Raw genomic sequence first — 12299 nt, forward strand, 5'->3', positions numbered from 1 at the left:
ACGTCGCGACTGTTCACCAACTCCCGCAACTCAGCGGTCTGTTCCACAGAGAGCTCCATGCCAGAACCAACGAGCCCCATCGATCAAAGTAACGACTGCAGGATCACGAGACACTAGCGAACTCATCCGCAGAGCGTCCGAGGTTGAGGATCTCCCAAATTCAGAAAACGGATATAAGCAATGAAGCGGCCGACCGCCACGTGCGGCGAACACAGACCAAGATCCAGAGCATCGTCATCTTCCCGGCCGCCGAGACGCCCGTGAGCTGACGGACCCGGCGGAGCAAGCGACGGCGAAGGGTGTCGGCGGCGGCTGAATTCACCCGACGTCGACACCTCCAGCCAGCACACGCCGCTGAGCCCACAGTCACAGCATGGCGTGCCAATCTGTCGAGCGATCTCCGGCCCGGTACCGATCCACCGGCACCAGCCAGGGAAGCCCTGGATCGGGGCCGCCTCGGAGTGGAAGGGTGATACTGGCTCCTCAAGCTGGCTTCACGACGCCCCAAAGAAGGTTGAGGTAGGTGTCCGATCCAACCCCATGGGTACCGCCCGAAGGCTCATGGGCCTCTTCAGCGGCCAACCGGCGGAACATGCAGGCCATCCGCAGCCGGGACACCAAACCGGAGCGCCTGATCCGCCAGCTCGTCCATGCCCAAGGACTCCGCTACCGCGTTGCCGCGCGACCACTGCCCAAGCTTCGCCGGACGGCCGACATGGTCTTCCGCCCGGCGAAGGTCGCTGTATTCATCGATGGCTGCTACTGGCACGGGTGCCCGGAGCACTATGTCTCCCCGAAGACGAATCCTGGTTACTGGTCAGCAAAAGTCGTCCGCAATGTCACCCGGGACCGGGATACCGATGAGCGGTTGCAAGCGGAAGGCTGGACAGTTCTCCGATTTTGGGAGCATGAGTCCGCACATGAATGTGCGGCCGTAATTGAAGAGACAGTCCGCCGTCTGCGCAAGAAACGACCCACGCCCCCAGGCATTTCGACACCTGCCGACGTGGGCCGTCAATAAATTGCGGCGCGTTGTCAGAAGAGCCCTACGGGAGACAGCTCTTTCACTCGGCGCATTATTACTCCCTCTATCGATTCTTGCTGGACAATCTCAGGCAATGGAACACTAACGCCGTTCTTGGCCAAGTCACCGCGTTCCAAGGCATGTTTGATCCGCTCACCTACAGCGCGAGCAACCGGGGGCGGGAAGGCGTTGCCCACCTGACGATATGCCTCCGTCTTTCGCCCCTTGATTTCCCAGTCATCCGGGAATCCCTGGATCATTGCCGCCTGACGGACAGTAAGCATTGGGCCCAGGTCGTGATTGATCTCCCGATCAGGCCTCCTGGTCGGATGATCTGCCACCCCCATCCCGTTAATACCCAGCGCCCCCCAAGCGCGCTTGGCCCGGGTGGGCCCGAGATCCGCCCCACCATGCTTCTTCGAGCCGCCGACTAGGGTAGGCGCAGCGTATGCCACGGACGCCTTGCCGTACCACTTGGTGAATTTCTTACCCTTTAGGCCGCGTTCCCTCATTGTCGACTCGAGAAGCTCAGCCAGATTCTGTTTGGAATGGCCGGTAGCCTTGGGCCAATAAAAGTGCTCAGCGTAGGGCTGCTGCATCATGACGAGAATGGATCTCGGCCGCTGCTGTGGGACTTCATAGTCCTCCGCATGAAGGATCCTCCATCCACACAGCTGGTACAGCGGATGTTTACCGTCATCCGTCTTGATCTCTTGCAGCAGGCCGAGGATCTGCCTGCGATATTCGGAAAACTTTTCCAGCGCGAGCCCACGCACATTTTCAATCATGATCGCTTTAGGCCGGATCTGCTCCGCCAACTCGACCATGGTCGGGAACAAGTCCCGCTCATCATCCTTGCCAAGCTGGTGTCCCGCATACGAGAATGGCGGACACGGGACACCACCGGCTAGGAGATCTATCTCCCCTCGGAACCGCCGCTTGGCTTCACCGGATTCTACGTATTCGCGTAGATCGCCGTGATGGACTTTCCAGTCTGGACGATTTGCCTTCAGCGTTTCGCAGGCAATCTTTTCCCATTCGACAAGGAATTCATGCCCGAAACCTGCCTGTTCGAGCCCCAGAGCCTGGCCGCCCATGCCGGCGCAGATTTCGAATGAGGTCAGCGTGCCATCGCTGGAATCCATATAAACTACCTCCCAATGACGCTGGCTCCGGGCATGCCGGTGTCACAGAGCGTGAGACCAGAGACTGTCCGTGCACAGCCTGTCATAGGGGCTTGACGAACTCGTGGCGAACTCGCATAGTCCACGGACTCCGGTGACAACAAACAGCAGTGAGAGTATCATCCGCACCTCACTCATCCGATAGGCAGGGTCAACTTGCAGTCGAGGCTCCAAGTTGAGCCTCTGTGCACCGCAGGCGGGCATCACCCCAAAGGGGCATGCCCGCTTCTCTCACGTTGACGCCATCGCATGATGTTGCGGTTACGTTAAGACTGGCTCACCCCAACTGTGATGAGCTCACAAAGGGAGACCCGTTACTGCCCGCCACCCCGGCCACCTCCGGAGTTACAAGCTTCAGCCCCCAAGCACCGTCGGCACGCAGGCCCAGCTGCGCAATTCCTACAGACAACGCCTCTCTTGGGACACAGAGTCTTACCGACTCCCAGCGCCCCGACGAGTCCCGGTCCTGTGGCACAGATGACGCCAGCCACCGTCGGCTGACAGTCGCAACGGCCGATACCACCGCTCCAGGACCCACCAAGACTGCCGCCATGACCCAGTAAGGATCACGGCGCATGGTTTCAAATTCATGCCGTGTGAGATGAACTATCAGGCTATGGGGGTTGGTGGTAGCTTTGACTTCGATATGTGCAGTTTCACCTTCGGGCAATCGGGCCTGAATATCATAACCGTAACTGTCTGTAACCGCAGCTACATGACAAACCTGTGCCCGGGTAGCCCCCCGTAGAAGAGCCACCAGTCCTTCTTCGCCTGCCGCACCGATCTGCTGCCGGTGAGATACCGAGACTTTCCCGGAGAGAGCGCTAACAGCCTCCGCTACCTGAGGATCTGCCTCGCTTGCCAGACCCTGCATAGCTTCTAAGTGCTCTCCCGGCACCAGCCGGCCGAACTCGGTCACGAGACCTTGCCGACGCAACCACATAAGGCCCTCGGCGTACTGGAACGGCGTCAGGTCAGCGAACCTTGGAAGATGGATAAACAGCGCCCGTGCCCGCGCGACATCGGCCGTGCGAAGCTGCACGAGCCAGCGCAACGCCGCGCGGAGCGTGCCGTTACCGGGAAGCGACGACATCGATGTGACCGAGGAGGGCCCGGACGTCAGCCATGTCCATACCGCCGGCGACGGAGGGCTCCTCTTGCAGGTCTGCCAGCTGCTGCACGGCCGGGTCGTCGAGGATTCGGCCCATGAATTCCAACTTCTCCTCAAGCCGCAGTGCGACTACTTCGTCAACCGTGCCTTCAGCGGCGAGTACCGTTACCCGCGTCTCAGTGCCGGGAGCAAGGCCAAGGCGATGGATCCGGTCCAAGCTCTGCAAGAAACGGCCGGCCATGAAGTCACGGTCCACATAGACGGCGTCATGGCAGACTTGATGCAGGCTGATCCCCTCCCCGAGAGTCGCGGGGTTGGACAGTAGAACCATGCAGTCGGGGTCTTCCCTGAAACGGCGTATCTGCTCCTCGCGGTCCGGCGTGCCACCGTGGACGACGGCGGGCCCGTACTCCGCGAACATCTGCTCCATCGTGGTCAAGCTGCGGATGAAGGTCGTCCAGACCAGAGTCTTGCGCCCCTGGGCGGCGTTCTCTGCAACGATGCTCAGCGCTTCCGTATATTTCGGAGACATCTCGTATCTCGGAAGATCACGCATCAATGAGTACAGCGAGTCTCCCTGCGGTACATCCAACGGCGGCACTTGATACGCCAACGGCTCGTACCGGGAAGTTCCTTCCAGCAGCAGCGCGGGACTGGTGGCGGCCATAAGCAGACGCAGAAGAGCTTTGCCAAGTGCGTCAAAGTTGTCCCGGGAAGCCTCCGCACGCGCAGAAAAGCGGCCGACGAGCGCGTCGTACACCTCGCGGTGCAGCGGCGGCATCTCCACATACCGGATTTTCGGCTCAAAGGGCGGGAGCCCGAGCTCATGCTTTGTGGTCCGGGTAAACAAGGGCCTGAGTACCGAGCTGGCATGGGCAAGGTCGCCGCCGGCCACGGCGCTCGTGACTACCCGGCGTCCGCGGCCGGGCCAGACGAAGGACAACAGGTTCTCAAGGTCGCGCGCGCCATTGGGCGCCGGGGTGCCCGTAAGGATCAGGCGGCGTCGGCTGAGAGGGCCGAGAGCCATGCAGGCGCTGCCGTAGATCCCCCGGGGGCCGAGTTTCATGCGGTGAGCTTCGTCCAGGATGATCATTGATGGTGCGGCCCGCAGCCACGAGGCAAGAGCTGCCAGGGACCTGTCGAGCCGCTCGTAGTTCACGATCATCACCTCTGCGCCAGGGGCGGGGCTCCCGTCCATGACCTGAGCTAGGAGCGGCTCCTTGAAGCAGACCCCACTTTCGAACAGCCAGGATTCGTAAGCGGACTTCGGACTCACAATCAGAAGCCGCTGGGCTTCGCCCCGCTCGCGCATCGCCGAGAAGACAGCGAGCCCTACGCGAGTCTTACCGGCTCCCGGGACACTGAAATTCGCGCCGTGCTGCAAGGCCAGCAAGTGTGCGATGTCGCGGCGCTGAAAGGCGGTGAGGTCAGCGCACCATCCAGTGCCCAGTAGTGCTCCGACCTTGCCGGCACCGACGCTGGCCGTGCCGGCCCCGCCGTCGTGGATGCGCTGTTCGGCCGTGTCAGCATCGTCAAGAACGCTGCCGACGAGTTGTGCGAGCGCGTCCTCCCACTCAACGTCCGGGGATGGCCAGCTGCCGAGGGCATCAAGGCCGACCAGGAAGTCATCAAGGGCGATTTCCGCGGACAACAACGCGCGCTGGGCCGTCGCCGGGAATCGGGCGACCAATTGGGCCAGGTCGCTCTGGTACTCCGGGACCGTGCGCAGGACCGCCCTAGTGCGGGTGACATCGAAGCCGATCCGCAGAGACGGCTCTCCGGCATTTGTCACTGCTCATCCTCCGAGAGGACAGCGTCAAGCAGCCATGACACCCCGTCGCCGGGGACCTTGATGCTGCGGCGGGACTCGATAGCCAGCTTGCGGAGGCTTTCTCGGAGCTTCAGAACAGCCTCGTCGAAGGCCTCGTCGTCCAGGCTCCGTGACCCTCGGGCAAGCACCAGATCAGTGACGGACTGGTCGATGTCCTGGCACGCGTCGTTGAGACGGTCGGGCGCTGCCTGCTTGCGCTTCCGCAGACGCGCGTCCCGGCCGGCCGGGTCCAGCGCACCATCAAACGCGTCACGGGCCGCCGCGAAGGTGCGGGATGCCTCAGCGACCCGCTCGGCCGACGCGGTCTCCCCTGCATTCTCAAGCGCCTTCGCTCGGAGAATGGAGTCGGTGAGCGCCTTGGCCGCTGCCACCTTCGGATCTGCCGCCTTGATAGAACGGTTAAGGCCCGGGATCACCACGGAGGCGGCTGCCACCGACTTCGGTTTGAGCGCCTCCGGTAGCCGTTGGTCAAGGTAGCGGGATTTGAACGTCTCATCGATGTTCCGCACGTCCGTTTTGGAGAAGTCGAGGACGATAGCCGCCAGGCGGCTCTCCTTCAGTACGTCAGCGTTCTCCTTGCTGACGAGTGACTCCTTCGTATAGGCACGGTGAAGCTCTTTGAGTTTCTCCTGGTGCTGCTCGAAGTCCATGAGCCGGAGCTGCACCTCCCCGTCCCTGCTCCTCTCGACGAGGTCTCGCAGGCAAGTCAGGATCCACAGGTCTTGCTCGCAAGTCGCGGGCCTCGTCCGGAAGTCGCGAGCGATGTCAGCCAGGAGCTTGCCGGTGGCCTGCTGCTCCTCAATCGCCAGCAGCCGGTTGATGTAGGAGTAATCCCTCCGGTGGTCCTTCCTGAGCTGCAACGACAACTCGACCGTGCTGATGTCGTCCCAGGTGCAGGATTCCGGCAGTACCGCTACCCGGACGTTCGCTGTCCCTAGTTCCTTGAGCGCAGCCCGCCTGGTGTTGCCGTTGACGAGGATGCCGTCACGTGTGATCAGCCCCGGGTCACTCTGCTTGAACTCCCTGAGACTGACAAGAAGCTCGTCGAAGGCAGGATCTTGCTTCGACGGATCAGCCGGCAGTGCTTTCAGCAGGTGGTGCAGGTAGTCCTGGCTCTCAGGGCTCCAAGGATTCTCGTCAAGAAGCCCGTCCTGTGCCGGGTCGTGACTGCGCTGAGCACGGATGCGGTGCGTGCCCGGGTTGTAGTAAAGGACGTCCACCGGCATGTCGATCACCTCGACATGCTTTGGCTGTCCTCGCCACTCAATGGTCAGTGTCTCGCGCACGCCGGCCGACCCAGCAACTTCTTTCAGGCGCTGCTCAACGAGTGCCCGGTTGTCCTCCGCCAGCGGCGGCCTGCCAAAGTCCCTGCTCATCGTTCTCTCTCCTCCGAATCCCCGTCGGTCCAGCAACGTCAGGCAGTATCCGCCGATTCCAGCGCCTCACGGACCCTAGCCCGGGACTCCTCGGGGAGAGTCCGGTAGTCGGCCCAGAGCCTCTCTACCCCGCTGAAATGACGCTGGTCCGCAGCGACCCAGTCGGCCAAGACCTTACGTTCCATGGCTCCCAGGTGGGCGACGGCCGACACCACCGCGCTGACGTCGGCGGTCAGCCCACGGCCTCCTACCCGGCACCGGTTGCACTCGGTGACAAGCTCCTCTGCGGTTTCCCCGCCAGGGAGGCGTACTTCGCGGCGCGCGATGTCGAGCTGAGCGGCCTCGTAGGTGCCGGCAAAGAGCTCTCCAGGTGCGATGCCGCAGGATCGGCAGAAGTGACCGTCCCGCGCCATGATCTCCCGGCGCTTGGTGGCGTTGATCGTCGAGCCGGCCTTGGTCGCCTTACCAGGCTCCCAGACCGGTTCCCCCTGCTGGACGAAGCGCTGCTCGTTGGCGCCGAGCGTCACATCCTCCCGGTTGGTATCGATCTGCCACCCAAAGTCCCGGAGATCACGCATACGTCGGTCAATTTGCGAAGTGTCCGGAAATGCCTCTCGAAGCTGCGCTTTTTTGAACGTATTACCTTCGCCTACGACCGATACCAGCCATAGGGCAGCCCGCTTCATGGTGCCGAGCTTCGGGTCCTCCCAGGACGGCATTTCCATCGTTTTGCACCTTTCGGCCGGATATTCGGGACGGAAAACAACCAGGTCAACACACCGTGCCCGTCGTCAACCGACTCGGGACCAGCGGCTTCACCGCCCCACCATTCAGCCTCATCGCGACAGGTTTCGCCAGATCTTTCGCGTGTTCCATCTGATGTGAAACATGCACCTCTTCGCCAACTCTCGCAACACTGATCAGACTTAGCCACTAAGCTGTCGCCCTGCGAACCAGACTTGCCGTCAGTCACGCTAGAACGGAGGGATGTTGCCACCTAAAGGGCACATCAGCGGACGCTTCCCCTCGGAGAGCACCCCCGCACAGCGGGAGCTTGCCCAGAAACTAGGGGAATTGCGTAGATTCATCGGCTTGTCGTACCGCGACCTCAAGGGGCTGGTCTACTCCAGCGCGCCGACACTGTCGCGGTACTTCCGTGCCGCCAGCATCCCGGCGGAGGTGTTCATCAAGGACCTGTGCAAGGTCGCCGAGTCCAAGGCCACAGAGACTGGACAACAGGTACCCGTCTCAATGTCCGACCTGCTCGATCTGCGCACGTGCGCCCTGCAGCCGCTGTGTTCCGCGTGCCGCAATGCCGACTCTTCCGCTCTCCTGGCCGATGCGGCGGACGTCGCCGCATCCGACCGCAAGCCGGCCCGCCCCAGTGTCGGCAAGACGCACCGAAAGGCCGCCCTCGCTCGTGCGACCGAGAGCAATCGGCGTACGCAGGAACCTCCAGCGGGGCCGCCGGTCTTGCCGGTCCCCCCGCCGAAGGGGGACCGGCAAGACACTCCGCCGCCGGGGCCGACATGGACGGGGCTTGAGGAAGTCACCGCCCACCTCGCTGGAGGGCGTGTCCTGGACGCCTTGGTCATCCTCCAGAACACGGGCCGGTCCCTGCCCGTGCATGACGTCCCGGTGGCCGTTCGGGCGTTCCGGGCGGCAGGTCTGGACGCCGCCGCCGAAACCGTTCTTACCAGTGCCGGTCAGCGCGACCTCAGGGCCGTGCTCAACATCGCACAGACGCTCAACCGGGAGCGGCGGCATGCGGATGCGGACGTACTGCTCCGCGCCGCCTCGCCGCCGCTTCGTTCGTAGGCCCTCCTGAGTTCAGCATCACCGTTCACTGCCCGTCGCGACACTGCGCCTCACCAAGGAGTCATCATCGATACCAACTCGTCGGGGGACGGCTCTGGCCGGAGGAAGCGCCCCCTTCCAAGCAGGAGTCCTCGCATAGCCCCGGCCACGACCTCGCTGCCTACGTGATCGCCGTCTGTAGCGTCGCTTTCCTGGCGGTGTCGTTGCGGTTCGGCGGCGGAGGCACCAAGGCCGCCTTGGTCGCCACGGCCTTCATTGTTCCGGTCTTCGGCGCTTTGTTCAGCCCCTGGATCCGGGTCCGGCGCCCCCCTGACGCTCGGCCGAAGCGGCGGCGGGGACGTCGGGGGCACGTGCGGATCGGCAAGGGCGAGGAGGTGAAGTTCTGGCTCTCCTGGAGCGCGGAAGAGCCGGGCGCTGAGGAGGAGGACGCCGAGGACGAGGGTAAGGAGTAAGAGCCAGGTATCCGCTGCCCTGGTCTTCGATCTTGCATGCCCGCCTGATCGCGGCCGTCCTCGGCGGCAGCGCTGACCGCTCGACATCACACCCATTGCATGTCAGCCCAGGTGCTGGCTGGCCGTGCCCGCGAAAGTTGAGGTACTGCGGCCTGTCACCGAGCGCGCGCCGCGGTGAGTCGCCGCCTGCTGCCCCGCAGCAGGCAAGAGCGCGGAGGCTTCGCGCCCGGACGCCGTGAACGCGCAGTGCGAAGGATCGGGCGCGTTTCCACCGTCAGCAACGGCGGAAACGCGCCCGATCTTTCGCGCTGCCGCACGGAGACGCACGGAGGCGCACTCCTGATGAAGACGCTCCCCCGCATGAGCCGGCAGGGAAGCCAACGCCCCACGGTCGAACGGTTCTTCATCCACCTCGAGGTGCAAACCGGCTTCAACTTAAAGCCCCTTGACCTCCGCCAACGCAGAAGAGACCTTCCATGCGTCAAGGGCCGCGCCGATCCTCAACTCGTCATACCGGCGCTGATCCTTCTCGGCAACGACGCCGGCCGCGTCCCGGTGCTTGGCGGAGGCCTCTGCCCAAGCCTTGTTGATGGCTTCGGCCTTCCGCACCAGATACCGGACCCGCTTGAGTTCGGGCGCAGCCCGAAGCGTCGCTTCGGCGTTGAACCTAGAGCTCAGTCCCTGAGCGATCTCGTCCAGCCGGCTCAGGATGTACCTGACCTCAGCCGGACGCTCAAGACCCTTGGCTGAGGACAGTTCCCCCCAGGGAATCGGACCGGACATGACGGTGATCCCGGAGGAGATCCGGACCGTTAGCAGCGTCCAGTCGTCACCGACAGACGGGCCGAAGAATGGGTAGACCTCAATACCGCCCAGGAGACCAACCTTGTGAGCAGCCCGCAGGACGAATTCCAGGTCGAGAGCATGCAACGGGTCGGTGGACGACGGACTGAACTCCGCGATGATCCCGACGACGTTGGCGTCCGAGATTTCCAGCATCAGGCCTCCGTGAGTTGTTCGGCTTCGAAGTGCGTCTGGGCTCGGTCGAGGATGTCGTCGGGGTCGTAACCCTTGTCGGCGAGCCAGCAGATCAGGTCTGTGATCAGATCCGTGGCCACTTCGGCCACGGCGGGTGCACTGCGGAGGGGGTGAGTCTCGGGGCTGCGCCAGTAGAGGGCGTAGGCCTCGACGAACGCCATAGCGCGGCTGATGCGCTCTCGGTTGTGTGCGTTGTCCGGCTTCCGTGCCGAATAGGAGACTTCGCAGCACACCGCCTTGCCGGCGGCCGTGGAGACGCAGAACCACCCGTCAGTGATAGCCGTCACCAAGGCGATCCCTCGACCGGCTTCCTGGTCGGGGGTGGCCTGGCGGCATGTCGGCAACACCGGGCTGGTGTCGTGCATTTCGATGCGCAGGCACCCGGCCTCGTCCTCCATGACGAGAGTGGCCGCCGTCCCCTCACCGACGTGCTTGATGACGTTTGCCGCGAGCTCTGTGACGGCCAGCTGGGCGACGTCGGTGACAGCGGATGCGTCCCAGGCGGCGAGTTGGCGGCCCACAGCGCGGCGCAAGGCAGGGACGGCTCCTGGCTCGGCCCCGAAGGGGAGGACGCAGTGTCTACGGAGGGCGTTGTCTCGGTTCTTGTGCATGGGCAGTCAGCCCCTTTCGTGACGGCAGCATCACAGCATGCGTACGTCCAGTAGCGCTCTGCATGCGAGTATGACAGCGAGAAGTTCCTCCATGTAACTTCTCACGCAAGTCCCACTCGATAGATCTGGTGGCTGATCAGCCGCTGTGCCCCGTAGCCTCGTTTCTGCGCACCGCTGGGCATGGGCAATGAACATCCGCAGCAGGCGCGGAACGGAGGCGCTGCACCATGTCACCCAGGCCCACAACTCGTCGCCGCCAGTTGGGCGCGACGATGCGTAAGCTCCGGGAACGCAAGGGCATGACCCTTGAGGAGGCCGGAAGCCTCGTCGGCGTGTCGAAGGCCACCGTCAGCCGGTACGAGACGAAGGAAGGGCCGGTCAAGTGGCCCATCGTGGATGCGCTGTGCCGTGAGTACGAGGCCAGCGAGGCGGAACGTGCGGCGGTCGTCAACCTCGCGAAGGACGCGAACGTGCAGGGTTGGTGGAGTTCGATCGCCGGGACCATCCCCGAAACGATGAACCTCATGCTCACACTGGAGGACGAAGCGGTCCGGGAAGACCACTTCACCACGCTATACGTGCCCGGCCTGTTGCAGACGCGTGACTACGCGGAAGCGGTGAACCTCGCCTCCGAGATGCGCTTGTCCGCAGAGGAGATCGACCGACTCGTGGGCATCCGCATGAAGAGACAGGAAATCCTGGAGCGGGCCACTGCGCCGCATTTGTGGGCCGTACTGGACGAGTCAGTCGTTCGACGAGCCGTGGGTGGGCCGGCGGTGATGCGTGCGCAACTGGAGCATCTGATGCGCTGCAGCGAATCGCCCAAGATCACATTGCAGGTGCTGCCCTTCTCGACCGGGGCGCATGCAGCCGCGATGGGCAGCTTTGTGATCCTCGGCGGCGCGGAGCCCTCCCTCGACGTCGTGTACTTGGACATCCACACCGGTGCACTGTTCATGGAGAAGGATGAAGAGTTGGATTGCTACCGACGGGCCTGGGACTACTTGCGGGCCCAGGCTTTGGACATTCCTGCCTCGATCGCGCGGATAGAGCAGGCATATGAGGAGATGCGATGAACAACGCAGATGAGAACACCTGGTTCAAGTCCTCGTACAGCGGCGCGGGGACGTCGGAGTGCATCGAAACCGCATTCCTGTCGACCGGCGTTGCCGTACGCGACAGCACGGACCCCGACGGCCCCAGACTGCAGTTCGCCGGTGCCGCGTGGACGTCGTTCGTCGGCGCGATACGTGAGCGCCAGCTCGTGTAGGGAAGGGGCACTTCGGCGCCGACACCCGGGAGCTGATCGCGCTGTCGGCGCAGGCCCGGATGCGAATCCTGAGGCTCGTGGACCTTGATCCGCAGTCGGCGAGCGGGCCGGACGAGGTGGGGACGGCGCTGCCGGACCCGATCGCGTTATTGATGTGGGCGAGGGATTACACGGAGTTCCACGGGGGCATCAAGCGGGTGCCTTCTACGGGGTGTACGAGATCCTCACCGGCAGCAAGTTCCTCGGCAATTACTGGGACGGCGCCTCGATACTCGGCCGGATGTGGGAGACCTTGTACGGGCTGGATCCGACGGATGCCCCGGCGGCGGAGGTTACGCGGCGGGCGTTCAGATCCGTGGCGGAGTACGACCGCTTCTGGGCCCTGGTCTCCGTTGGGGCGATCGCCACCATGCGGGACGCACGGCTGGAGCATCCGCCGGAGCTGGTCCGGCCCGAGTTCACGCCGGACCACCAGCTGCTCGGCGCCTACCTCCGCACCTTCGCGACGCATCGGTGGTTCAGCAGGGCCGGCCAGGCGCAGGAGGCGCTGTTGTCGCTGATGTGACGGTCGGATCTGCCGGGGT

Annotated in this window: 13 protein-coding genes; 6 read left to right on the forward strand and 7 right to left on the reverse strand. The window is 63.6% G+C overall.

Annotated elements, in window-relative coordinates; genetic code table 11:
• The first annotated feature begins 523 nt into the window (after nucleotides 1–523).
• Nucleotides 524–1021 (forward strand): very short patch repair endonuclease, encoded by a 498-nt coding sequence (locus FCI23_RS43325; RefSeq protein ID WP_265737821.1) that lies wholly within the window; start codon nucleotides 524–526, stop codon nucleotides 1019–1021.
• A gap of 14 nt (nucleotides 1022–1035) precedes the next feature.
• Here FCI23_RS43325 and FCI23_RS43330 read toward each other — a convergent pair whose 3' ends face one another.
• The 5 genes from FCI23_RS43330 to FCI23_RS43350 all read right to left on the reverse strand — a co-directional run bounded on the left by FCI23_RS43330 (nucleotide 1036) and on the right by FCI23_RS43350 (nucleotide 7251).
• Nucleotides 1036–2169, reverse strand: coding sequence for a DNA cytosine methyltransferase (locus tag FCI23_RS43330; protein WP_136729554.1), 1134 nt, complete (start codon nucleotides 2167–2169; stop codon nucleotides 1036–1038).
• 316 nt (nucleotides 2170–2485) lie between these two features.
• Nucleotides 2486–3301, reverse strand: coding sequence for a DUF3883 domain-containing protein (locus tag FCI23_RS64185; protein ID WP_136729555.1), 816 nt, complete (start codon nucleotides 3299–3301; stop codon nucleotides 2486–2488).
• On the reverse strand, nucleotides 3282–5111 hold the full coding sequence (locus FCI23_RS43340; protein WP_136729556.1) for a DEAD/DEAH box helicase: 1830 nt from the start codon (nucleotides 5109–5111) through the stop codon (nucleotides 3282–3284). The genes FCI23_RS64185 and FCI23_RS43340 overlap by 20 nt, the downstream gene beginning before the upstream one ends.
• Nucleotides 5108–6526: a ParB N-terminal domain-containing protein gene (locus tag FCI23_RS43345; RefSeq protein WP_136729557.1), complete on the reverse strand. Its 1419-nt coding sequence runs from the start codon at nucleotides 6524–6526 to the stop codon at nucleotides 5108–5110. Before FCI23_RS43345 ends, FCI23_RS43340 begins: the two co-directional genes overlap by 4 nt.
• A gap of 38 nt (nucleotides 6527–6564) precedes the next feature.
• Nucleotides 6565–7251 carry a hypothetical protein gene (locus FCI23_RS43350; protein WP_136729558.1) on the reverse strand — a complete coding sequence of 229 codons (687 nt, stop codon included), beginning with the start codon at nucleotides 7249–7251 and terminating at the stop codon, nucleotides 6565–6567.
• A 262-nt stretch (nucleotides 7252–7513) separates the two neighbouring features.
• Here FCI23_RS43350 and FCI23_RS43355 point away from each other — a divergent pair, with 262 nt between their 5' ends.
• A complete protein-coding gene (locus FCI23_RS43355; RefSeq protein WP_136729559.1) occupies nucleotides 7514–8344 on the forward strand; it encodes a hypothetical protein in 831 nt (276 codons plus the stop codon).
• A gap of 164 nt (nucleotides 8345–8508) precedes the next feature.
• A complete protein-coding gene (locus tag FCI23_RS43360; protein ID WP_136729560.1) occupies nucleotides 8509–8796 on the forward strand; it encodes a hypothetical protein in 288 nt (95 codons plus the stop codon).
• Between the two features lie 435 nt (nucleotides 8797–9231).
• Here the strand turns inward: FCI23_RS43360 and FCI23_RS43365 are convergent, their stop codons facing one another.
• Nucleotides 9232–9795, reverse strand: coding sequence for a hypothetical protein (locus FCI23_RS43365; protein ID WP_136729561.1), 564 nt, complete (start codon nucleotides 9793–9795; stop codon nucleotides 9232–9234).
• Nucleotides 9795–10445 carry an ATP-binding protein gene (locus tag FCI23_RS43370; protein ID WP_136729562.1) on the reverse strand — a complete coding sequence of 217 codons (651 nt, stop codon included), beginning with the start codon at nucleotides 10443–10445 and terminating at the stop codon, nucleotides 9795–9797. Before FCI23_RS43370 ends, FCI23_RS43365 begins: the two co-directional genes overlap by 1 nt.
• Nucleotides 10446–10672: 227 nt before the next feature.
• Between FCI23_RS43370 and FCI23_RS43375 the strand changes: the two genes are divergently transcribed.
• The 3 genes from FCI23_RS43375 to FCI23_RS43385 all read left to right on the forward strand — a co-directional run bounded on the left by FCI23_RS43375 (nucleotide 10673) and on the right by FCI23_RS43385 (nucleotide 12280).
• On the forward strand, nucleotides 10673–11521 hold the full coding sequence (locus FCI23_RS43375; protein ID WP_136729563.1) for a helix-turn-helix domain-containing protein: 849 nt from the start codon (nucleotides 10673–10675) through the stop codon (nucleotides 11519–11521).
• Entirely contained in the window at nucleotides 11518–11715 is a 198-nt protein-coding gene (locus tag FCI23_RS43380; protein ID WP_136729564.1) for a DUF397 domain-containing protein, read from the forward strand. The genes FCI23_RS43375 and FCI23_RS43380 overlap by 4 nt, the downstream gene beginning before the upstream one ends.
• Nucleotides 11716–11926: 211 nt before the next feature.
• Nucleotides 11927–12280: a hypothetical protein gene (locus FCI23_RS43385; RefSeq protein WP_136729565.1), complete on the forward strand. Its 354-nt coding sequence runs from the start codon at nucleotides 11927–11929 to the stop codon at nucleotides 12278–12280.
• Nucleotides 12281–12299: the final 19 nt, after the last annotated feature.

The organism is Actinacidiphila oryziradicis, from assembly GCF_005047355.1.
GTDB classification, from domain to species: domain Bacteria; phylum Actinomycetota; class Actinomycetes; order Streptomycetales; family Streptomycetaceae; genus Actinacidiphila; species Actinacidiphila oryziradicis.